The 21120-nt window shown below is 72.3% G+C and carries 19 protein-coding genes; 8 read left to right on the forward strand and 11 right to left on the reverse strand.

Translation table 11 applies throughout. The annotated features are described in order from the left end of the window. Window positions 1-32 precede the first annotated feature (32 nt). Window positions 33-1337 (reverse strand): O-antigen ligase family protein, encoded by a 1305-nt coding sequence (locus ACQPWW_RS11260; RefSeq protein WP_433131788.1) that lies wholly within the window; start codon window positions 1335-1337, stop codon window positions 33-35. Window positions 1338-1466: 129 nt separating this feature from the next. Then, entirely contained in the window at window positions 1467-2702 is a 1236-nt protein-coding gene (locus ACQPWW_RS11265) for a glycosyltransferase family 4 protein (protein WP_433131790.1), read from the reverse strand. 172 nt (window positions 2703-2874) lie between these two features. Here ACQPWW_RS11265 and ACQPWW_RS11270 point away from each other — a divergent pair, with 172 nt between their 5' ends. From ACQPWW_RS11270 to wecB, 6 genes are all read left to right on the forward strand, one after another. Next, window positions 2875-3819 (forward strand): NAD-dependent epimerase/dehydratase family protein, encoded by a 945-nt coding sequence (locus ACQPWW_RS11270; protein ID WP_433131792.1) that lies wholly within the window; start codon window positions 2875-2877, stop codon window positions 3817-3819. 8 nt (window positions 3820-3827) lie between these two features. Further along, window positions 3828-4268, forward strand: coding sequence for a hypothetical protein (locus tag ACQPWW_RS11275; protein ID WP_433131794.1), 441 nt, complete (start codon window positions 3828-3830; stop codon window positions 4266-4268). Window positions 4269-4274: 6 nt separating this feature from the next. Next, window positions 4275-4658 carry a hypothetical protein gene (locus ACQPWW_RS11280; protein WP_433131796.1) on the forward strand — a complete coding sequence of 128 codons (384 nt, stop codon included), beginning with the start codon at window positions 4275-4277 and terminating at the stop codon, window positions 4656-4658. 549 nt (window positions 4659-5207) lie between these two features. After that, window positions 5208-6248: a polysaccharide biosynthesis protein gene (locus ACQPWW_RS11285; RefSeq protein WP_433131798.1), complete on the forward strand. Its 1041-nt coding sequence runs from the start codon at window positions 5208-5210 to the stop codon at window positions 6246-6248. Further along, a complete protein-coding gene (locus ACQPWW_RS11290; protein WP_433131800.1) occupies window positions 6242-7366 on the forward strand; it encodes an NAD-dependent epimerase/dehydratase family protein in 1125 nt (374 codons plus the stop codon). The genes ACQPWW_RS11285 and ACQPWW_RS11290 overlap by 7 nt, the downstream gene beginning before the upstream one ends. Before the next feature lie 22 nt (window positions 7367-7388). Next, the gene (wecB, locus tag ACQPWW_RS11295; protein ID WP_433131802.1) at window positions 7389-8513 is read left to right on the forward strand and encodes a non-hydrolyzing UDP-N-acetylglucosamine 2-epimerase; all 1125 of its coding nucleotides are present in this window, start codon (window positions 7389-7391) and stop codon (window positions 8511-8513) included. A 61-nt stretch (window positions 8514-8574) separates the two neighbouring features. Here the strand turns inward: wecB and ACQPWW_RS11300 are convergent, their stop codons facing one another. Genes ACQPWW_RS11300 through ACQPWW_RS11315 form a run of 4 tightly spaced genes read right to left on the reverse strand, consistent with a single transcriptional unit; the run spans window position 8575 to window position 12228 of the window. Further along, a complete protein-coding gene (locus ACQPWW_RS11300) occupies window positions 8575-9780 on the reverse strand; it encodes a glycosyltransferase (protein WP_433131805.1) in 1206 nt (401 codons plus the stop codon). Next, a complete protein-coding gene (locus ACQPWW_RS11305; protein WP_433131807.1) occupies window positions 9777-10424 on the reverse strand; it encodes a NeuD/PglB/VioB family sugar acetyltransferase in 648 nt (215 codons plus the stop codon). The genes ACQPWW_RS11300 and ACQPWW_RS11305 overlap by 4 nt, the downstream gene beginning before the upstream one ends. Next, window positions 10421-11044, reverse strand: coding sequence for a sugar transferase (locus ACQPWW_RS11310; protein WP_433131809.1), 624 nt, complete (start codon window positions 11042-11044; stop codon window positions 10421-10423). Before ACQPWW_RS11310 ends, ACQPWW_RS11305 begins: the two co-directional genes overlap by 4 nt. 26 nt (window positions 11045-11070) lie before the next feature. Continuing rightward, window positions 11071-12228 (reverse strand): DegT/DnrJ/EryC1/StrS family aminotransferase, encoded by a 1158-nt coding sequence (locus ACQPWW_RS11315; RefSeq protein ID WP_433131811.1) that lies wholly within the window; start codon window positions 12226-12228, stop codon window positions 11071-11073. 217 nt (window positions 12229-12445) lie between these two features. Between ACQPWW_RS11315 and ACQPWW_RS11320 the strand changes: the two genes are divergently transcribed. Beyond that, window positions 12446-13393, forward strand: coding sequence for a DUF389 domain-containing protein (locus tag ACQPWW_RS11320; RefSeq protein ID WP_433131813.1), 948 nt, complete (start codon window positions 12446-12448; stop codon window positions 13391-13393). On the opposite strand, the gene ACQPWW_RS11325 is transcribed toward ACQPWW_RS11320, so the two are convergent. The 3 genes from ACQPWW_RS11325 to ACQPWW_RS11335 form a co-directional block, all read right to left on the reverse strand. Beyond that, window positions 13323-13790 (reverse strand): hypothetical protein, encoded by a 468-nt coding sequence (locus ACQPWW_RS11325; RefSeq protein WP_433131815.1) that lies wholly within the window; start codon window positions 13788-13790, stop codon window positions 13323-13325. The genes ACQPWW_RS11320 and ACQPWW_RS11325 overlap by 71 nt on opposite strands. Window positions 13791-13813: 23 nt before the next feature. Next, window positions 13814-14164 (reverse strand): phosphotransferase, encoded by a 351-nt coding sequence (locus ACQPWW_RS11330; RefSeq protein WP_433131818.1) that lies wholly within the window; start codon window positions 14162-14164, stop codon window positions 13814-13816. A 455-nt stretch (window positions 14165-14619) separates the two neighbouring features. Further along, on the reverse strand, window positions 14620-17091 hold the full coding sequence (locus ACQPWW_RS11335) for a Tex family protein (protein WP_433131820.1): 2472 nt from the start codon (window positions 17089-17091) through the stop codon (window positions 14620-14622). A gap of 108 nt (window positions 17092-17199) precedes the next feature. On the opposite strand from ACQPWW_RS11335, the gene ACQPWW_RS11340 reads away from it, so the two are divergent. Further along, window positions 17200-18711, forward strand: a complete 1512-nt coding sequence (locus ACQPWW_RS11340; RefSeq protein ID WP_433131822.1) for a deoxyguanosinetriphosphate triphosphohydrolase family protein — start codon at window positions 17200-17202, stop codon at window positions 18709-18711. 12 nt (window positions 18712-18723) lie between these two features. On the opposite strand, the gene ACQPWW_RS11345 is transcribed toward ACQPWW_RS11340, so the two are convergent. After that, window positions 18724-19866, reverse strand: coding sequence for an MBL fold metallo-hydrolase (locus ACQPWW_RS11345; RefSeq protein WP_433131824.1), 1143 nt, complete (start codon window positions 19864-19866; stop codon window positions 18724-18726). 121 nt (window positions 19867-19987) lie between these two features. After that, window positions 19988-20992: a serine hydrolase gene (locus ACQPWW_RS11350; protein ID WP_433131826.1), complete on the reverse strand. Its 1005-nt coding sequence runs from the start codon at window positions 20990-20992 to the stop codon at window positions 19988-19990. Window positions 20993-21120 lie beyond the last annotated feature (128 nt).

Here is a 21120-nt window from a genome sequence, read left to right on the forward strand (position 1 = left end):
CGTGGGATACGACGGTCTCGCTCGTGATGGGCTCAGCGGACCAGACCGACGGGCCGCCGCTCATCGACACGGGCCCTCCGGCGCCGTCGATGGGCGGCAGTCCGGACGGGTATCGCCACCGGTACCCGGGACCAGATCGCCAACACCAACCAGGCCGCCGGCGAGATCTCCCAGTGGCCGCTGAGCCAGATCGGCGTCCACGCCACGATCAGGACGCCCACCAGCATCCCGCGCCTGCGGCTATCGCCCGGCGCCGCGTCGCGCAGCAGGAAGCCGACCAGTGCCGCGAACAGCGCGATCCCGATCAGGCCGAGATCGTTGCCGAGGCTGAGTAGCAACGAGTGCGCACCCACCCCGTAATACGGGTTGGTGCTCGGAAAGGCACCTACACCGATGCCCAACAGCGGTGAGTCCCAGAACGAGGCTGCGGCGATCGGCCACACCGCCAGTCGGCCGGAGAGATCTTCGATTGGCCGGTTGAACAGGTGCTCCAACCACGGTGGCTGGTACTGCGCGAGGTCTGCGAAGGGCACGACGGCCAACAGGACGGCCGATAGGACGATGGCGATTGCCCACGTGCGCCCAGCAATCCGATCGACGACCAGGTAGACGGCCACGGCGGCGAGCGCGACCAGACAGGCCCGCGTCCCGGTCAGCGACGTCGCGTAGCCAAACAACGGCAGCAGCAGCCAGAGCACGGCGCGGACCAGTCGATTGCCGGCCCGAACCACCAGCAGCAGGACGGTGACCACCGCGGCGGTGGCCAGACAGTACGCGGTGTAGTTGACCCCCACGCCATCGAGTGAGATGCGCAGCGCCGTTTCGTCCCGACGGCCGGCGATGAACAGCTGAATGGCTGCCCATACCGCGCCGCCGAGGAAGGCTCCGGCGACAAGGACCAGCCGACGTTGACTGCACAGCACGTGTCGTGCGGCGATCAGCAGCAGGGCGACGGTCCACCAGGCCTGGACAGCCACCCGGCTGCTCTCGATGTCGCGGCTCCAGATCAGGGTGGTGCTGGCCCAACAGCAGATCAGCAGGGCCAGGTAGTCCGCCGCGCCGACGCGGGGAATGCGACCACTGCTCAGCAGGGCGACGACGGCGAGCCACAACCCACCGGAGTAGACCAGGGTGGCGTTGACCGGAGCGAGTGCGGCGGCAACGCAGATGGGCAGCACGCTCAGGCTGGACAGGTTCCAGCGGGAGACGATCGGCGCCGGTTCGGTGAAGCCCGGTGCTCGACGCCGACCGATCGGCGACTCGTCGGCCGGGATGCTTCCCGGGGGACGCGTCGGGCGCTCGATCGTGGACCCGGTTACGCCGTGCGGCTCCGCCACAGGTCTTCTCCCGCCGTGCTCTGGTTTGTTCGGTACGTGCCACCTTGCTGTGAGGAGCCTAGGCGGCACTGAGCGATATATCTGTTCTTTCCTCTATGTCGCAGGAATGCGGTTCGTCGTGAGACGGGGTCAGCCCCGGCCGCGTGCGGCGGCCTTGGTGAGCATGTCCTCGATCTGGTCGACGCCCACCCGCATCGACATCCGATCCAGGTAGAGCTGGCGGCCCCGGCGACCCATCTCGAGCCGCTGCTCGGCCGGCACCCTGGCGGCCGCGGTGAACCGGTCGGCCAACGCCCGCCAGTCGTCCGGCGGGCAGACCAGCCCGGCTCCGCCCGCGCTGACCAGCCCGGCGGCGTCGCCGTCGGCCGAGACCAGTACGGGCGCGCCGCAGGCCAGAGCGGCCTGCAGCTTCGACGGCACCGTTCCACGCAGCCAGGGCAGGTCGCGCAGCATGACCAACTGATAGTCAGCGGCTGCGTACAACGCGGCCATCTCGGCAGGCGGGCGGCGGCCGAGGAATCGAACGTTGTCCGCGCCCAGCTCGCCGGCGAGCTGACGAGCCTGCTCCGCGCCCAGCCCAGTGCCGACGAAGACCAAGTCGACCGCGTCCGGCACGGCCGCCGCCGCGCGGATCGCGACGTCGACACCCTGCAACAAACCCAGGTTGCCGGCGAACATCAGCGTGGTCCGCCCCCGGTGACCGATCGTCGCCCGGGCCGCGTCGGTGGCCCGCACCGGCCGGAACAACGCCTCGTCGGTCCAGTTGAAGACGGTGCGTACGAGATCCGGGTTGACACCCCGCTCGATCACCTGTTCCGCCATCGCGGGCGCGATCACCGCGATCCCCGCGCAGGAGCGGTAGATCCGGCGCATCGTGGTGGTCAGGATCCGCTCCACCGCCCGTCCGGCCAGCCCCGTCGGGGTCATCCCGGACGCGATCACCGACTCCGGCCACAGGTCCTGTACGTGCAGCACCGCCGGGACGCCGCGCAGCTGCCGCAGCAGCCCGGCGGCGATGTACGAGGTGGGCGGCGGGTGGTAGACGTAGAGCGCGTCGACGCCGCGCAGGTGACGTGGGGCGGCCAGGGTGCTGGTAGCGGCGAAGGAAAGATAGCTCGCCGCCCGGCGCAGGCCGGAACGGTCGTGACTCGGGTAGGCGGGCACTCGGCGCACGGCCACCCCGCGGTCGGTGGCCCGGTGGTTCCAGCGCTGTCGCCACCCCGGGTAGGTCCGCCCGAGCGGCAGGCTCGGGAAGGTGGTCAGCACCCGTACTTCGTGCCCGCGTCGGGCCAACTCCGTGGCCAGTTGCCCGGGCACGAAGGTGTGCTCCGGCGGGTACCACTGGCTGATCAGTCCGATCCGCATGTCCCCGGCACTCCCGTCGACGTCAACTTGCCCATCAGGGCTCACAACGGACGCAACGGAAGTAAGGACACGCTCCAGCCACTGCCTCTGGGCGTGACCTGCGAGTTGGGTGCTCGTTGTGTCACTGGTGGTCGCCGCCTGGCCGCCGCCGACGGGCCGAGGGGAAGAAGCCGTGAGGGTAGTGGTGACCGGGGGTGCCGGGTTCATCGGCGCGAACCTGGTGCGGGCGTTGGACGAGGCCCCACAGGTGACCGAGATCGTGGTTCTCGACGATTTCTCCACCGGACTGTTGGACAACCTGCACGGTCAGCCCGTCCGGCTGCACCGCGGCACCGTGCTCGACCCGGACCTGCTGGACGAGGCGTTCGCCGGCGCGGACAGCGTGGTGCACCTGGGCGCTCTCGGCTCTGTGCCGCGCTCCATCGACCGGCCGCTGCCCAGCCACCACGCCAACGCCACCGGGACGTTGATGGTGTTGGAGGCCGCTCGCCGGCACCACGTCCAGCAGGTGATCCTCTCGTCCTCGTCGTCGGTCTACGGCGCGAACCCGACGCTGCCCCGCCAGGAAGGGCTGCGTCCCATCCCGGTCTCCCCGTACGCGGTCTCCAAGTTGGCCGCCGAGGCGTACGCCATCGCCTACGCCGCCTGCTACGACCTGGGCGTGCTGCCGTTCCGGTTCTTCAACGTCTACGGTCCACGGCAGGCGGCGCACCACGCGTACGCCGCGGTGCTGCCCCGGTTCGTCACCGCCGCGCTGGCCGGTGAGCCGCTGCGCGTGCACGGCGACGGTCGGCAGACCCGCGACTTCACCTACGTCGGCACCGTCACCTCGGTGCTCGTCGACGCCATCGTCCGCCGGGTGTCCACCACCGACGTGGTGAACCTGGCCTTCGGCGCGCGGGTCTCCCTGCTCGACGTGATCGCCGAGCTGGAGGAGATCATGGGCCGGCCGCTGCCGGTGGTGCACGAGGCGCCGCGCCCGGGTGACGTACGGGACTCGGAGGCCGACTGCACCCGTCTGCGGGAGCTGTTCCCCACGGTGCGGCCGGTGCCGTTGCGCACCGGTCTCGAACGCACGGTGTCCTGGATGGCCGGTCGCGTGCTCGCGAGTCAGTAGGGGCGCCGATGTCGTCCGGGGTCGTCGAGCGGACCCGGCACGCCCACCCACCGGGCGCGCACCGTCGCCGCCCCGACCGTGGTCGCCGGCTCCTCTCTGGCGTGGCGACCGCGCTGCTCAGCCGGGTGGCCGGGCTCATCGTGCCGATCGTCCTGGTGCCGGTGACGTTGCCGTACTTCGGTAACGACCTGTACGGACTGTGGATGGCGGTCGCCGCGCTGGCCGGCATGGCGGCCTTCGCCGACCTGGGGCTGGGCAGCGGGCTGATGACGAAGCTCGCCCCCTGCTATGCGCACGGCGACACCGTCCAGGCCCGTCGCTTCATCTCCAGCGCGTACCTGACTCTGTCGGTGCTCGCGCTCGCCCTCACCGGCCTGCTCTGGAGCTCTGCCGGTGCCGTGCCGTGGTCGGCGCTGTTCAACGTGACCGGTCAGGTCAGCCCGGAGTAGACCCGGATGATCTCGCTGATCTGTCTCACCGCGCTCTGGTTCTTCGGCTGGCAGAAGCCGCGGATCCGGCCCACGCCGAGGGCCGTACAGGCCCGCGCCGCCGTGGAGCTGACCCGGCTCAGCGGGTTGTTCTTCGTGCTGACCGTGATCATCGCGTTCGCCACCAACGCCGACACGCTTATCATCGCGCACGCGCTCGGCCTCTCCGCCGTCGCCGGATACGTGGTGCCCGCGAAGCTGCTGTCCCAACTCGGCCAGCTCGTCGTCCTGGTCAACGTGCCGCTCTGGCCGGCCAACGGCGAGGCGTTGGCCCACGGGCAGGTGGACTGGGTACGACGTACCACCCGACGGATGACCGTGTTGTCGGTGCTCGCCGAGGCGTACCGGTAGGCGGCGGGCCCGGTGATGTCGGGGTGGTTCGTCCGGAGCAGGCTGGCCGCAGCCCAACCGGCGGTGAGCAGCGCGACGGTGTCGAGCGGTCGCAGCCGGCGCGGCGGCGCGTCGGTCACCGCGCGTGCCCCTTGTCCGTCGGCACCGGGGCCGACCCAGCCCGAGCCGGGCCTGACGAGTGACCGCCTGGCATGGGACTCCTCCAGGGTCGGTCCGGTGATCGCTCGTGTCGGGCTGGCCCGGGAGTGGCCCCCCGACGCCGGCTGCCGGCCGGGGGGAGGCACGGAACCGTTTCTACCAGGTGCGGCAGTACGAAGTGGTCAAATCCCTGCATAGACCGACATGTTTTCTGAGTGCCCTATGGCTCGTTTGGCCCGTTTGCCGGTCAAACACGTATCTGCTGCTGAGACTCCTCGTTGACCCGGGTGCCGCATCCGGCGGGGCCTCCGCCTGACCGCTGGAGACCGGCGCCCGCGCACAGCGCGCAGCGCTGTGCCGCGCCGGGTCGACGGGCGATAACCGCCCATCGGGTAACGAACGGGAGAACCAATGAGCGTGATGACCGCGGGCCGCCGGGTGCTGATCACCGGCGGGACCGGATCCTTTGGGCAGACCATGGCTCGGCGACTGCTCGACCGGGATGTCGCCGAGGTGCGGATCCTCAGTCGGGACGAGGCCAAGCAGGACGCCATGCGGCGTTCCATCGGTGACGAGCGGATGCGCTACCACGTCGGCGACGTCCGTGACATCGACACGGTGCTGCGGGCCACGCGGGGCGTCGACTTCGTCTTCCACGCGGCGGCGCTCAAGCAGGTGCCGTCCTGCGAGTTCTTCCCCCTGGAGGCCGTGCGCACCAACATCCTCGGCAGCGGCAACGTGGTCGAGGCCGCCGCGCACAACGGCGTCAGCTCGGTCGTCGTGCTCAGCACCGACAAGGCCGTCTACCCGGTCAACGCGATGGGCATGAGCAAGGCCCTGATGGAGAAGGTCGCCCAGGCGTACGCCCGGAACAATCCGAACAGCGCCACCACCGTGTCCTGCGTCCGGTACGGCAACGTGATGTACTCGCGCGGCTCGGTGATCCCGCTCTTCATCGAGCAGATCAAGGCCGGCCGCGCGCCCACCGTCACCGACCCGGCGATGACCCGCTTCCTGATGTCGCTTGCCGACTCGGTCGACCTGGTCGAGCACGCCTTCCACCACGCCCGCCCCGGCGACGTGTTCATCCGCAAGGCCGCCGCCTGCACGATCGGCGACCTGGCCCAGGCCCTCTGCCAGCTGTTCGACGTGCCGTTCAAGTTGGACATCATCGGCGTACGGCACAGCGAGAAGTCGCACGAGACCCTCGCGAGCCGCGACGAGCTGGCCCAGGCCGACGACTTCGGGGACTTCTACCGGGTGCCGTTGGACGCGCGGGACCTCAACTACGCGCTCTACATCTCCGAGGGCGAGCTGGGCGAACGGCCCGGCGAGGACTTCAACTCCGCGAACGCCACCCGACTCGGCGTACCCGATGTGGTGCGGCTGCTCACGTCGCTGCCGGAGATCCGGGCGGAGCTGGCGCTGCGGGACCCGGTGCTGGCGTGCTGAGCCTCGCCGTCACCGGCGCCGGCGGTTTCCTCGGCTGGCACGTGCGGGTCCTGCTGCGCGCGCTCGGCTGGCCCGAGCCGGCCGTGCTGACCCGTACCGACCTGGCCGACCCGGCGGTGGTCGCCCGCAGGATCGCCGGGGTGGACCGGGTGCTGCACCTGGCCGGGGTCAACCGGGGTGAGCCCGCCGACGTGGCCGCCGGCAACGTCCAGCTCGCCGCCCAGCTCGCCAACGGCCTGCGGGCCTGCCCGGACCCGCCCGCCCAGGTGGTCTTCGCCAACTCGGTGCAGGCCGGCAACGGCACCCCCTACGGCGACGCCAAGGCCACCGCCGCCGGCATCCTCGCCGAGACCGGCGTGCCCCTGGACGACGTGCTGCTGCCCAACCTGTACGGCGAGCACGGCCGGCCCTGGTACAACTCGGCTGTCGCCACCTTCTGCCGGGTCCTCGCCGAGGGCGGCCAGCCGGAGGTGCACGCCGACCGGCAACTGGACCTGGTGCACGTCACCGACGCCGCCGCCCGGCTGGCCGGCGTCGCCGCGGGCGGCTCCTGGGACCCGGCGTTACCGGCCCTGCGGATCGGGGTCCGCGACCTCGCCGACCAGCTCGCCTCGTACGCCGGCATCTACCGCACCGGCGAGATCCCGCCGCTGCGCGACCGGCACGATGTGCGGCTGTTCAACACCTACCGGTCGCACTGCTTCCCGGCGCACTACCCGCTGGCCCTGCCCAGCCGGGCCGACGCCCGGGGCGCACTTGTCGAGACGGTCAAGGCGCACGGGGGAGCGGGGCAGACCTTCTGCTCCACCACCCGGCCCGGGATCACCCGGGGTGAGCACTTCCACCTGGCCAAGGTGGAGCGGTTCGTGGTGCTGCGCGGCACCGCCGAGATCAGCCTGCGCCGCGTCGGCGACACCGACGTCGTCCGGTTCCCGGTCAGCGGCGACCAGCCCGTGGTCGTCGACATGCCGACCATGTGGGCGCACAACATCACCAACACCGGCCCGGACGAGCTGCTCACGCTCTTCTGGACCAACGAGCTGTTCGACCCGGAACGGCCCGACACGTGGCCGGAGCCGGTCGGCGACGAACACCGGGTGCCGGTGGGCGCCCGGTGAGTGACAGGCGGATGGAGACCACATGACCCGGGTGATGACCGTCGTCGGCACCCGTCCCGAGATCATCCGACTGTCCCGGGTGCTCAGCCGGTTGGACGACACCGTCGACCACGTGCTGGTGCACACCGGGCAGAACTGGGACAGCACCCTCTCCGACGTGTTCTTCAGCGAGCTGCGACTCCGCGAACCGGACCGGTTCCTGCGCGTGGACACCACCTCGTTGGGCCGGGTGCTCGGCGGCGTCCTGGTCGGCATGGAGGCGGCGATCGCCGAGCTGCGGCCCGACGCGCTGCTCGTGCTCGGCGACACCAACAGCTGCATCGCGGCTCTGATGGCCCGGCGGATGCGGGTGCCGGTCTACCACATGGAGGCCGGCAACCGCTGCTTCGACCTCAACGTTCCGGAGGAGACGAACCGGCGACTTGTCGACCACGTCGCCGACTTCAACCTGGTCTACACCGAACACGCCAGGCGCAACCTGCTCGCCGAGGGCCTGCACCCGCGCCGGATCCTGCACACCGGCTCGCCGATGCGGGAGGTGCTGGAGCACTACCGGGCCCCGATCGCCAGCTCGACGATCCTTCGGCAACTGGAACTTGACGAAGGCCGGTACTTCCTGGTCAGCGCGCACCGCGAGGAGAACGTCGACCGGCCCGACCGGCTGCGGCGGCTGCTGGACTGCCTGGTCGCGGTCCGCGACCGCTGGGGCCACCCGGTGCTGGTCTCCACCCACCCGCGCACCCGCAAGCGGCTGGAGGCGCTCGCCCCGGACGCCACCGCGCTGGACGGCATCGCCTTCCACGACCCGTTCGGTCTGCTCGACTACGTGCACCTGCAGACGAAGGCGTTCTGCACCCTGTCCGACAGCGGGACGATCAGTGAGGAGGCCGCCATCCTCGGCTTCGCCGCGGTGACCCTGCGCGAGTCCATCGAACGCCCCGAGGCGCTCGACGCGGGCGGGATCATCATGACCGGTCTCGACCCGCAGGGGGTGGTCGAGGCGGTCGAGGTGACGGTGGCGCAGGTCGCCGCGGAGGGTGTGCCCTGCCCGGCCGACTACCAGGTGCCGGACACCTCCCGGCGGGTTGTCGACTTCATCCTCTCCACAGTGCGCCGGCACCACGACTGGGCCGGCATCCGGCACTGAGCCGCCAGCGTGGGCGGTCGGTGGTCCGGCGGGACCGGCCACCGGCCGCCCGGCGGCGCCCTCACCGCCGGCGGCCCGCCACGTCCTCGACGATGTCCGCAACCTCGGCCGCCGCCCGCAGATCGTCGAAGGACGTCAGGATGTGCCGGCGGGCCAACCGGCCGCACAGGCTGAGCCGGCCCGCCACCCAACCCTGGTACGCCGAGTCGAGCGCCTCCACGAGCGCCATCGGGTCACCCGGCGGAACGACCCAGCCGGAGCGCTCGGTCACCGCCTCGGGCAGACCACCGGCCGCGCTGACGATGCTCGGCACACCCATCGCGCCCGCCTGTACCGCCGCGCCGGGGCCGTCGCCGAGGGACGGGGAGACGCTGACATCCGCGGCGGCGTAACAGGGCCGCACGTCCGGGACCGACTCCACCCAGGTGATGCCGGGGTCGTCGGCGACGCCGAAGCGTGCACCGAGCTGCCGCCGGTACTCCTCGCCGGCAGCCGTCCAGCCGCCACCCACAAGCAGCAGGTGCGCGTCCGGGTGCCGACGGCGAAACGTCCGCCAGGCGGCCAGCAGCACCTCGTGCCCCTTGACCCCCCGACCCGAGTGGATGAACCACTTCGGTGCCTGGACGTGCGCGACCATCACCGCCAGGAACACGCCCTGGTCGATGCCCAACTCGGCGCGGAGCTTGGCCCGCTGGTCGGGGCCGGCGGCGTCCGGGCTGAACGCGTCGGTGTCCACCCCGTACACCGCGACCGGGCGGCGCTCCGGCGGACACCCCAACTCGCCGTACCGGGCCGAGGCGTACCGGCAGCCGCAGATCAGCACGTCGTCCAGCCGCCACAGCAACCGCTCCACCGAGCGGACCAACCGGGATTCCAGGTACGCCGGGTTGGCCACCATGTGCACCCGGCGTACCGGCAGGCCCAGCGTGGCCAGTCGCACCGCGTACGCCGAGGCGATCAGGTGGTACTGCACCACGTCCGGGCGCAGCCGGCGGAGCAGTGCGCGCAGCGGCAGCAGCCCGATGGGCGCGTACCGGCCCACCGTGACGTCGTACGGGGAGCTGAGCACGTCGACTCCGCGGCGCTCCAACTCGTCGGTGAGCCGGCCGGCGCCCCGCGGCAGCACGACTGTCACCTCATGCCCCCGGTGCCGCAACTCCTCGACCTGCGGCAGCAGCCACATCCCGCCGGCATTGGTCGTGACAAGCACGGCGATCCGGAGCTGGCGGACGCCGAACGGACGGCTCGCGCGGGGACCCACGCTCACCGGGCCGGAACCCCCTTGACCACCGCGCCGGCCGGTACGTCGCGGACCACGCAGGCCCCGGCGCCGACTGTCGCGCCCGCGCCGACCCGCAGCCTCTGCAACACCACGGCACCGGCCCCGATCATGACCCCGTCGCCCAGGTGACAGTCACCGGAAACCGCCCCCAACGGGTTGACCGACACGTGGTCGCCCACCGTGCAGTCGTGCGCCACCACGCTGTTCTGGTTGAGGTGCACGTGCCGACCGAACGTGACGTTCGTGGTGACCCGGGCGCCGGGAAACACGATAAGCCCTTCGCCGTAGACGGTGTCCGGGCCGACGGTGGCGTCCGGGTGCACAAGCACCGCCGCCGGCAGCCGGTACGCGCTCAGCCGCTTGTCCACCGACCGCCGGGCGGCCGGATCCCCGATGCCCAGCGCCAGGTGGGTGCCGGCGGGCTGCTCGCCCAGGCGGGCGGTGCCGCCGAGGTAGGGCGCCTCCAGCCGCTGCACCCGCTTCAGGTTGACCTCGCTGGGCTGGTCGTCGACGAAGCCCCGTACCCGCCACACCGGGCCGCCGTGGGCGACGGCGTTGACGGCCCGGACGATGCCGAGCACCTCCCGGCCGTGCCCGCCGCAGCCGACGATGACGATGTCCAGGCTCACCTGCGGCCCTCTGCCGACGCGTGACCACCGGCCGTGGCCAGCTCGGCCGGGCCGAGGAACTCGTGGGCGGTGGCCGCGCCGACCGCGGTGATCCCCTCCCGGCGCAGGACGGTGCGTACCGTGCGCAGCAGGATCCGCAGGTCCAGGACGAGCGAGCGGTGCCGCACGTAGTGCACGTCGAGGGCGAAACGCTCGTCCCAGCTCAGCGCGTTGCGCCCGTACACCTGCTGGAGGCCGGTGATGCCGGGGCGAACCTCGTGCCGGCGGAGCTGCTCCGGGCTGTAGCGGCTCAGGTATGCCGGCAGCAGGGGACGCGGCCCGACAAGGCTCATCTCGCCACGCAGCACGTTCCACAGTTGGGGCAGCTCGTCGAGGCTTGTCGTCCGCAGCCAGCGGCCGAACGTGGTGAGTCGGGCGGCGTCGTTGGCCGGCGCCTCGTCCGCACCGCCGACGGTCATCGACCGGAACTTGACAAGGCGGAACAGTCGACCGTCCCGGCCCGGGCGGGCCTGCCGGAACAGCACGGGCCGACCCATTGTGACAAGCACGGCCAGCGCCACGGCGGCGAGCACCGGCGTCGCGAGCAGCAGGCCGGTGGCGGCCAGGACCACGTCCAGCATCCGTTTGACGGTGTCGTAGGGCCGCGTCACCGGTGGCCGTCCAGGAACTCGGCGATCGCGGCGATGACGCGCTCCACCTGGTCGTCGGTGAGGGCGGAGCCGCTGGGCAGGGCCAGGCTGGTGGCGAAGAGGCGGTCGGCGGCACCGGTGTGGGCGACCTGCCGGTCGGCGTACACCGGTTGGCGGTGCATCGGTTTCCACATCGAGCGGCACTCCACGCCGTGGCGCGCCAGGTGCGTGGCGAGCTGACCGGGCTGCCAGCCGGTCCGCTCCGGTTCCACCACGACGGAGGTCAGCCAGCAGTTCGCGCCGGGGTCGCCGGCGCCGAGGATCCGGGTGCCGGGCACGCCGGTGAAGAGCCGGGCGTACCTGTCGCGCAGTGCCCGCCGCCGGGCGATCATGGTGTCCAGGCGGGTGAGCTGGGCGCGGCCGAGCGCGGCCAGCAACGTGCTGAGCCGGTAGTTGTAGCCCACGTCGCGGTGCTCGTAGTGCGACACCGGCTCGCGGGCCTGGGTGGCGAGGTGCCGGGCTCGGGTGACCAGCGCGGGGTCGTCGGAGACCAGCATCCCGCCGCCCGTGGTGGTCAGCACCTTGTTGTGGCTGAACGAGTAGACCCCCACCCGGCCGAACGTGCCGGCACACCGCCCCCGGTAGGTCGAGCCGAGCGCCTGCGCGGCGTCCTCCACCACCGGGACACCGGTGGCCGCGCAGAGCGGCAGCAACCGGTCGTAGTCGGCGCACCGGCCGTTGAGGTCCACGCTCAGCACGGCGGCGACCCGTCGGCCCGCGTCGACGAGACGGCCGAGCAGGTCGGCGAGCAGGTCGACGTCGAGATTGCCGGTGGACGAGTCGCAGTCCACGAAGACCGGTTCGGCGCCGGTGTAGGTGACCGCGTTGGCGGTGGCGGCGAACGTGAGCGTGGGCACCACCACCACCGTCTCCGGCCCCGCGCCGACGGCGAGCAACGCCAGGTGCAGCGCGGCGGTGCCGGAGGAGAGCCCCAGCGCGTAGCCGACGCCGACCCGTGCCGCGAGTTCCCGCTCGAACGCGTCAAGCTCCGGGCCGTCCGGGTCGAAGCGCCCGGCCCGGATGGCGCGCAGGAGGTAGGACTCCTCCAACTCGCCGACGTCGGGCGGGGAGAGGAAGACCGGGTCGGTCACGCCGGGCCCGCCGCTGCGCGCCACTGGCGGACGGTGGTGGATCAGATCCACGGATGGCGCCTCCGATCGGACGGTAGGGAAGACCACAACTGTTGTAACGGTCGGTATGGGGCCGAAGGCGTGGTTTCGCCGACAATGCGATGAATGCACCCGTTCGGGATTCGCGTTCGACAGTCCGCCGGCCGGGGCCGGTAGAGTGCTGCCGGCCGCGCTGGCGATACGTCCACACCTGGGAGAACGAGTGCTGCACCTGAGGGTGATTGCCCCGGCCGACCGGTCGGCCGAGGTCGTCGACCTGCTGACCGCGGCGGCGGGGGTGACGCACCTGGCCGTGCTGCCCGGTGCCGCCCGGCAGCCGAAAGGCGATCTCATCCTCTGCGACGTGGTACGGGAGAGCGCCGACCAGGTGTTCCAGGGTCTGCAGCGGATCGGGGTGGACACCAGCGGCGGCATCGCGGCCGACGACGTGGAGTTGACCCTCTCGCGCGCGGCCGAGCGGGCGGCCCGCCGGGCCCCCGGCAGCGGCGCGGACGCGGTGGTCTGGGACGAGATCGCCGCGAAGACCGGCGAGCAGACCGAACTGTCCGGCACGTACCTCGTCCTGATCGTGGTGGCGACCATGATCGCTGGTATCGGTGTGCTGTTGGACCAGCCGATCCTCATCGTCGGGGCGATGGTGGTCGGTCCGGAGTTCGGCCCCCTCGCCGCGCTCTGCGTGGCACTGCTGCGCCGCCGGCTCGGGGTGATCGGCCGGTCGGTGCAGGCGCTCTTGGTCGGCTTCCTGGCGGCCATGGTGGCGACAGTGCTCAGCACGTGGGCGCTGAACGCCGCCGGCCTGGTCCGCCGGGAGATGCTGCTCGCCGAGCGCCCGCTCACCGACTTCATCTGGCGGCCGGACGCGTTGTCCTGGGTGGTCGGCCTGCTCGCGGGTGTGGCCGGCATGCTGTCGTTGACGTCGAAGAAGTCCGGCAGCCTGGTCGGGGTGCTGATCTCGGTGACCACCGTGCCGGCCGCGGCGAACGTGGCGGTCGCCGCCGCCTACGGGGTGTGGGACGAGGCGGGCGGCTCGGCACTGCAACTGGTGATCAACCTGAGCGCGATCGTCCTGGCCGGGCTGCTCACCCTGGTGGTGCAGCAGGCCTGGTGGTGGCAGTTGGCCCGCCGGTCCCGCCGTCCAGCAGCCGGGTGAGCAGCGTCCGCAACGGGATCGACTCGCCGTCGCGGCCTCCCGCGCCGACGACCAACGGCGCCGGGCTGGGCTGCGGGTCGACGCCGAACAGCCGGGCCCGCACGCCGCCGGGCACCGTCAACAGATGGAACCGGCCGGCCACGTCCACCGCCCGAGTGCCGGCCCGGTCTACGTACCAGCCGGTCAGCCTGGTCCGGTAGTGCCCGCGCCCGTCGTAGCCCCGGGCCACCAGCCGGGTGGTGGGCAGCCCTCGGCGGGTCGCCTCGGCCACGAACCAGGCCACCAACTCCGCCGCCTCCGCCTGCTCGGTGGCCCTTCGCCGCGCGTCCGCGTCGGCGTGTGCCCGCACCGCCTGCCGCTGCCGCTCCCGCCACTCGCGGTCGTCGTCCTCACCCACGAGCCGACGGTACGCGAACCGACTCAGTCGAGGACGGCCAGCAGGGTGTGCCGGGCGATGCCGGCCATCACCGGATTGGTGTCGACGTAGTACGGCAGCGCGTTGATCGCCTGCCCCAGGGCCCAGCCGCGGCCCCGCTCCCAGGTGGCGTCGTCCACCCCCAACGCCCGCCGGTACGTCTCCCGCGACCCGGGGTCCAACAGGTTCCACGCCGGCATCAGATCCACCGCCGGGTCGCCGACCTTTACCGACTCCAGGTCGATGACCGCGGCCAGCCGCCCGTCGCGCACCAGCAGGTTGCCCGGCATCAGGTCGGCGTGGATCCACACGTCGGCCGGGTCGTCCCGGGGCGCCTCCCGGCACCGGTCCCACACCTCGGCGAGCGCAACGGTGTCGGTGAGTTCGCCGCTGACGGCGAGGGCGGCCCGTACGTCGCCGCTCGTCGCCGCTGGCTGACACGGTCACGGATGGTCGCGCTCCGAACCCCAACCTTCAACGCACCCTGTCGAGCTGCCCCAGATCTGGGGCGGGCTGGCCTGGAACGGCCGACAACTCCAGATCTTGGACAGTTTCCGTTCGTGCCGAACGGAAACTGTCCAAGATCTGCGCCGAACCGGGGGCGTTGCGGGTGTGTGGCCGGGCCGTGGGTGGGCGGGCAGCGGTTGAGGCGTGTTGGTGGCTGGCCCCGCCCCGCCCCACAGGTGGGGCAGCTCGACAGTGCCCGTCGAGGGCCCGACCAGTCGGTCGCTGCGCGTCCGGGGCCCGGGAGGCGCCGAGGATAATCGCCCCTGCGGGGCATCCCGGGCGCGTCCTCACGCCGGCTGACGGATCAGGCCAATCCAGCGCGGCGCAGAGCCTCCGCCATCGCGTCGTTGGCCGGCGCTGGTGCGCCCTGCCGCTGCTGCCCGCCCCGTGGACCCTGACCGCCGCGACCGCCGGACCCGCCCTGGCCGCCGCGACCAGACCCGCCCTGGCCGCCGGACCCGCCGCGACCAGACCCGCCCTGGCCGCCCGACCCGCCGCGACCGTCCTGCCCGCCGCGTCCACCCTGCGGTCCGCGCTGCGCGGGGCCGCCGCGGCCCTCCTGGCTCGTCCGACCACCACCGGCGGCGGCCGGCTCGTCCTCCAGGCGCAGGGTCAACGAGATCCGCTTACGGGGTACGTCCACGTCGAGCACCCTGACCTTGACCACGTCGCCGGACTTGACCACCTCGCGGGGGTCCTTCACGAAGGTCCGGGACATCGCCGACACGTGCACCAGACCGTCCTGGTGCACTCCGACGTCCACGAAGGCGCCGAACGCGGCCACGTTGGTGACCACGCCCTCCAGCACCATGCCCGACGTCAGGTCACTGATCTTCTCCACCCCCTCGACGAAGGTGGCGGTGCGGAACTCCGGGCGGGGATCGCGGCCCGGCTTCTCCAACTCGGCGAGGATGTCGGTGACGGTGGGAAGGCCGAACCGGTCGTCGACGAAGTCGGTCGCCCGCAGCCCGCGCAGGATCGCGCTCCTACCGATCACCGAGCGCAGGTCCTGACCGGTGCTGGCGAGGATCCGGCGCACAACGGGGTACGCCTCGGGGTGCACGCTGGAGGAGTCCAACGGGTCGTCGCCGTCGGGGATGCGCAGGAAGCCGGCGCACTGCTCGAACGCCTTCGGCCCGAGCCGCGCCACCTTCTTCAACTCGGTACGCGACCGGAACGGCCCGTTGGCGTCCCGGTGCAGCACGATGTTCTCGGCCAGGCCGGCGCCGATCCCGGAGACCCGGGTCAGCAGCGGCGCGGAGGCGGTGTTGACGTCCACCCCGACCGCGTTGACGCAGTCCTCCACCACCGCGTCCAGCGACCGGGACAGCTTCACCTCGGACAGGTCGTGCTGGTACTGGCCGACGCCGATCGAGCGCGGGTCGATCTTGACCAGCTCGGCGAGCGGATCCTGGAGGCGGCGGGCGATGGACACCGCCCCGCGCAGCGACACGTCCATCCCGGGCAGCTCCTGCGAGGCGTACGCGGAGGCGGAGTAGACCGACGCGCCGGCCTCGGAGACCATCACCTTGGTGAGGTTGAGCTGCGGGTGCCGCTTGATCAGGTCACCGGCCAGCTTGTCGGTCTCCCGCGAGGCGGTGCCGTTGCCGATCGCGATCAGCTCCACTCCGTGCGCCCCGGCGAGCCGGGCGAGGGTCTCGACCGACGCGTCCCACTGCCGGCGCGGCTCGTGCGGGTAGATGGTGTCGGTGGCGAGCACCTTGCCGGTGGCGTCCACCACCGCCACCTTCACACCGGTTCGCAGACCCGGGTCCAGACCCATCGTCGGGCGGGTGCCGGCCGGGGCGGCCAGCAGCAGGTCGCGAAGGTTGGTGGCGAAGACGCGTACCGCCTCCTCCTCGGCCGCCTGCCACAGCCGCATCCGCAGGTCCGCGCCGAGGTGGATGAGGATCCGGGTACGCCACGCCCAGCGGACCGTGTCGGCCAGCCAGCGGTCGGCGGGAAGGCCCGCGTCGGAGACCCCGAACCGGCCGGCGATGGCCGCCTCGTACCGGCTCGGGCCGGTCGGCGCCGCGTCCGCCTCGCCGGCCTCCTCCGACTCCATTGTCAGGTCGAGCACGCCCTCCTTCTCGCCCCGGAACATGGCCAGGATCCGGTGCGAGGGCAGCTTCGGGTACGGCTCGGAGAAGTCGAAGTAGTCGGCGAACTTCGCGCCAGCAGCCTCCTGACCCTCGCGTACCCGGGACACCAGACGGCCCCGCGACCACATCTGCTCGCGCAGCGTGCCGATCAGGTCGGCGTCCTCGGCGAACGTCTCGATCAGGATGGCGCGGGCGCCCTCCAGCGCGGCGGCGGCGTCGGCGATGCCCTTCTCCGGGTCCACGAAGCCGGCGGCGGTGGCCCGCGGGTCCTGGGTGGGGTCGGCCAGCAGCGACTCGGCCAGTGGCGCGAGCCCGGCCTCCCGGGCGATCTGCGCCCGGGTCCGCCGCTTCGGCTTGTACGGCAGGTAGATGTCCTCCAGCCGGGACTTCGAGTCGGCCGCCATGATCTGCGCTTCCAGCGCCTCGTCCAGCTTGCCCTGGCCGCGGATCGACTCCAGCACCGCCGCCCGCCGCTCGTCCAGCTCGCGCAGATAGCGCAGCCGCTCCTCCAGGGTGCGTAGCTGGGTGTCGTCGAGCAGGCCGGTGGCCTCCTTGCGGTAACGGGCGATGAACGGCACTGTGGCGCCGCCGTCGAGCAGCTCCACGGCCGCCCGCACCTGACGCTCGGCCACGCCGAGCTCGTCGGCGATCCGCTGATGAACAGACTGGGTCACGATCTCGATCCGCCTTCGACTCGATCCGCCTTCAAGAGCGGGTACCGCCCTGCATTGTGCCGGGCGACCCCCGGACGGCCCCGCCGGGCCTGCGCTAGCGTGGCGATCATGGAAACACCTGCGGAGCCGCGCGCCCGCCGACTCTTCGGCGGCAGCGCCCGCGCCCTGGGCGACCTCGCCGCCAACCCGTTCCGCGCCGACCGGGACCGGATCGTGGGCTCACCGTTCTTCGCCCGCCTCGGTGGCGTCACCCAGGTCATCAGCCCGGTCGGCTCGGGCCTGCTGGTGCACAACCGGCTCACCCACAGCCTGAAGGTCGCCCAGGTGGGCCGGTCGATCGCCGAGCGGCTGACGACCGACGACCGTTCGCGTGACCTGCTGGACAAGCTTGGCGGCTGCGACCCCGACGTGGTGGAGGCCGCAGCGCTCGCCCACGACCTCGGCCACCCGCCGTTCGGGCACCTGGGGGAGCGGGTGCTGGACCGGCTGGCCCGTCAGCGCCTCGGCCTCACCGACGGGTTCGAGGGCAACGCGCAGTCGTACCGGATCGTCACCAGCACCGAGATCCGGGGCGCCGCCACCACCGGGTTGGACCTGACCGCCGCGGTCCGCGCCGCGATGCTGAAGTACCCGTGGACCCGGCTGGACCACCCCGATCCGCACCCACGCACGATGGACCCGCCGCCGCGCGGCGCCACCCCGCCGCCGGACGACCCGGAGAGCGGCTCGTCGAAGTTCGGCGCGTACCGCACCGAACTCGACGACCTGCGGCAGGCGCGGGAGCCGTTCGCCGGTCGCATCCCGGACTGGCAGCAGACCGTGGAGGCGTCCGTGATGGACACCGCCGACGACATCGCGTACGCCATCCACGACGTGGAGGACTTCTACCGGGTCGGCGTGCTCCAGCAGGGGTCGGTCTCCGCCGAGCTGATGGCCTGGCAGCGCGAGAGCGGGCAACTGCGGGCGATCACCGACGCGGCGCTGGCCACCGCGGCGCGACGACCCGGCGCCGCGATCGAGCGGCTCCGTCGGCAGTTGCACCGCAAGGACGCCTGGATCGCCGACGACGACGCCTTCGCCGCGGCCGTCGAGCACGTCCGCGAGGAGCTGGTCGACGGGCTGCTCGCGATGCCGTTCGACGGCTCGATCGAGGCCGAGCAGTACGTGGCGCGGTTCTCCGCCCGCTGGTCCACCCGCTTCGTCGAGGCGATCACGGTGACCGACCAGCCGTCGGTGCGCTCCGGGCACGTGCTGCTGGGTTGCGCGCAGTGGCACGAGGTCCAGGTGCTCAAGTTCGTCCACCACCGCTTCGTGCTGGCCCGCCCGGACCTCGCCCTGCACCAGCGGGGCCAGGCCCGACTGCTGGGTACCCTGGTCGAGGCGCTCTGGGAGTGGCTGCTCGACCCGGAGGAGGAGTCCCGGTTGCCCCGCCGGCTGCACGACCTGGTCGAGTTGGCCGAGGCGGAGCTGCACCCGCGTACCCCGGACCGGCTCGGTCGGGCCCGGGGCCGGGCCATCGTGGATTTCGTCGCGCAGCTCACCGACGGTCAGGCGGTGGCCATGCTGGACGCGCTCTCCGGCCGGTCCGGTGCGCTCTGGACCGACGCGTTCGTGCTCTGAGCGGCCTCCCGCTCAGGCGACCGACTGCCACCAACCGTCGACGGCGGGCGGCTCGTCGACCACCACCCGCTCACCCGGGCGGGGCACGGCGAGCCGCACGTCGCGGGCCTTGGCCTCGGCCCACAGCCGGTCGACCGGCTCGGACCAGTCGTGCAGGGCCAGGTTGAACGTCGCCCAGTGCACCGGGACGAACAGGCCGCCGCGCAGGTCGAGGTGGGCGGTGACCGCCTCCTCGGGGAACATGTGGATCGTCGGCCAGGCGTGGTCGTACGCGCCGATCTGGATCAGCGTCACGTCGAACGGCCCGTGCTCGGCGCCGATCTCCGCGTACCCGTCGAAGTAGCCGGAGTCGCCGGTGTAGAAGACCTTGCGGCGCGCTCCGGCCACCACCCAGGAACTCCAGAGCGTGCCGTCGCGGCGCAGCCCGCGACCGGAGAAGTGCTGGGCGGCGGTGGCGGTGATCTTCAGACCGGCGACCTCGTGCGACTCGGACCAGTCCAGCTCGATGATCCGCTCGGCGGGTACGCCCCAGCGGTCCAGGTGCGCGCCCACGCCGAGCGGCACCAGGAACGGCGCGGCCTGCCCGGCGAGCAGCGCGCGCACGGTGGCCATGTCGAGGTGGTCGTAGTGGTCGTGCGAGATGAGGATGGCGTCCAGTGGGGGCAGCTCGTCGAGGCGTACCGGTGGCTCGTGCAGCCGGCGCGGACCGACCAGGCCGGACGGCGAGCAGCGCTCGCTCCAGACGGGGTCGAGCAGCACCCGCCGGCCCTCGATCTCGACAAGCGTCGAGGCGTGGCCGTACCAGACGATGTTGAGCTCGTCGGCGGTGTCGGCGGCCTCCGACGCGCCGGGCCGCAGCAGCGGCACGGGCGCGGTGGGACGCCGCTTCTGCTTGCCGAAGATCAGCTCGCGGAGCACGTTGCGCCCCGGCTCGGTGACCGTGGTGCGGGTGCCGCCCCGGTTGTGGAAGGTGCCCCCGCGGAACTGGGGCGACCGGGCCGCCCGTTCGGCCCGCGCCCCGCTGAGCCGGCCACCGAGGGCCGCCGGCACATCCCGGGCGACCCAGGCCAGGCCGGCCAACGCGGCCAGGCCGGTTGCTCCCCGCATCCGCCGCCCGAGCGACCGTTCGACGTCAGTGCTTCGCGCTCGTGCCATTGTCGTCCCTCCGACGAGTCCGCCCTACACCGTAGTCACCCGCGCAAGGCGTGACTCGCCGGTTGCCACGCCGGGTCGGCCGCCGGCGGCGGCGACCGACCCGGACGGTGCGGGGTGTGACCTAGCCGCCGTTGCTGGGATGGCGGGCGGTGACCCGGAACGTCGTGCCCGTGCCCGCGATCCGATCCACCGCGGCCAGGAACGTGGGGCCCATGGCGGCGCGGGCCTGCACCGCCGGGTGGGTGGCGCCGAAGTTGTCCGGGTCGGCCTGCCCGTCGGCGAAGAGCGCGTAGGTGAGCACCGCCGCGCCGGAGCGGTCGAAGATCACGCCGGCCTCGTGCCGGGCGTCGGCGTACCAGCCGGCCTTGGTGGCGATGCGCGCCCGTTCGTCGGAGGACATGGTGCGCCGGATGCCGTCGGTGAACGCCACCGGGGAACGAAGGATGCCCAACAGGTACGTCGTCGAGGCGGGGGAGAGCAGCGTGCCGCCGACCAGGGCGCGCAGCAGGTCGTGCGTCTCCCGGGGGGTGCTGGTGCCGAGGAAGAACCGGTTCGGGTTGGCCACCGGCTCGACCTGGGTGTTCGGGAAGCCCTTGGCGACCAGGATGGAATTGATCTCGGCCGCCGGGGCGACCAGCCCGCACAGCCGCACCGCTGTGTCGTCCGAGACGGTCAGCAGGTTGGCCAGCACGTGCCCGAGGGTCACCCGGCTGGGGTACGCGCCGTCCAGACTGAAGATGCCGTCACCGCCCGGCACGACGATCGCCGCGCTCACCTCGACCTGCTGGTCCAGGGTGAGCAGCCCCCGGTCGACCTTGTCGAGCACGGCGGTGGCAACCGCGATCTTGTTGACGCTGTACGCCTCGATCCGCCGGTCGGCGTCGGCCGCCACCGCGACCACCGGCGCGCCGGCCGGTCCGGCCACGCCGATGTACGCCTGCCAGTTGCCGCCGGCGGCGCTGCTGTGCTTGGTGAACACGGAGGCGACCCGCCGAGCGGCACGGGCGGGCGTGGTCGGTGCGGCCTCGGTGCGCCGGGCGGCGCTCGCCGGGGCCGCGACGCCCAGTACTGTGCCGGCGGTGGCCATCGTGCCCAACCCGAGTGCCGTTCTGCGGTTCAATCGCATGGTCAACCGTCTTCCCCATCGTGGTGCGCCGGAACGCTTGCTGGCCCACCACCCTAGGCGAGTTGATCGGTCCACAGTGTCCTCCCGAACGATGCCGAACGGTCCCGAACAGTTCGGCCGAGCCGTCC

Source organism: Micromonospora sp. CA-240977 (assembly GCF_050942285.1).
Taxonomy (GTDB): Bacteria; Actinomycetota; Actinomycetes; order Mycobacteriales; family Micromonosporaceae; genus Micromonospora.

Bases quoted from the DNA above. Each gene is read 5' to 3' on its own strand.
- ACQPWW_RS11265 (WP_433131790.1), bottom strand. From the start codon at position 2,702: ATGCGGATCGGACTGATCAGCCAGTGGTACCCGCCGGAGCACACCTTC.
- ACQPWW_RS11275 (WP_433131794.1), top strand. From the start codon at position 3,828: ATGTCGTCCGGGGTCGTCGAGCGGACCCGGCACGCCCACCCACCGGGC.
- ACQPWW_RS11280 (WP_433131796.1), top strand. From the start codon at position 4,275: ATGATCTCGCTGATCTGTCTCACCGCGCTCTGGTTCTTCGGCTGGCAG.
- ACQPWW_RS11285 (WP_433131798.1), top strand. From the start codon at position 5,208: ATGAGCGTGATGACCGCGGGCCGCCGGGTGCTGATCACCGGCGGGACC.
- wecB (WP_433131802.1), top strand. From the start codon at position 7,389: ATGACCCGGGTGATGACCGTCGTCGGCACCCGTCCCGAGATCATCCGA.
- ACQPWW_RS11310 (WP_433131809.1), bottom strand. From the start codon at position 11,044: ATGCTGGACGTGGTCCTGGCCGCCACCGGCCTGCTGCTCGCGACGCCG.
- ACQPWW_RS11340 (WP_433131822.1), top strand. From the start codon at position 17,200: ATGGAAACACCTGCGGAGCCGCGCGCCCGCCGACTCTTCGGCGGCAGC.
- ACQPWW_RS11345 (WP_433131824.1), bottom strand. From the start codon at position 19,866: ATGGCACGAGCGCGAAGCACTGACGTCGAACGGTCGCTCGGGCGGCGG.
- ACQPWW_RS11350 (WP_433131826.1), bottom strand. From the start codon at position 20,992: ATGCGATTGAACCGCAGAACGGCACTCGGGTTGGGCACGATGGCCACC.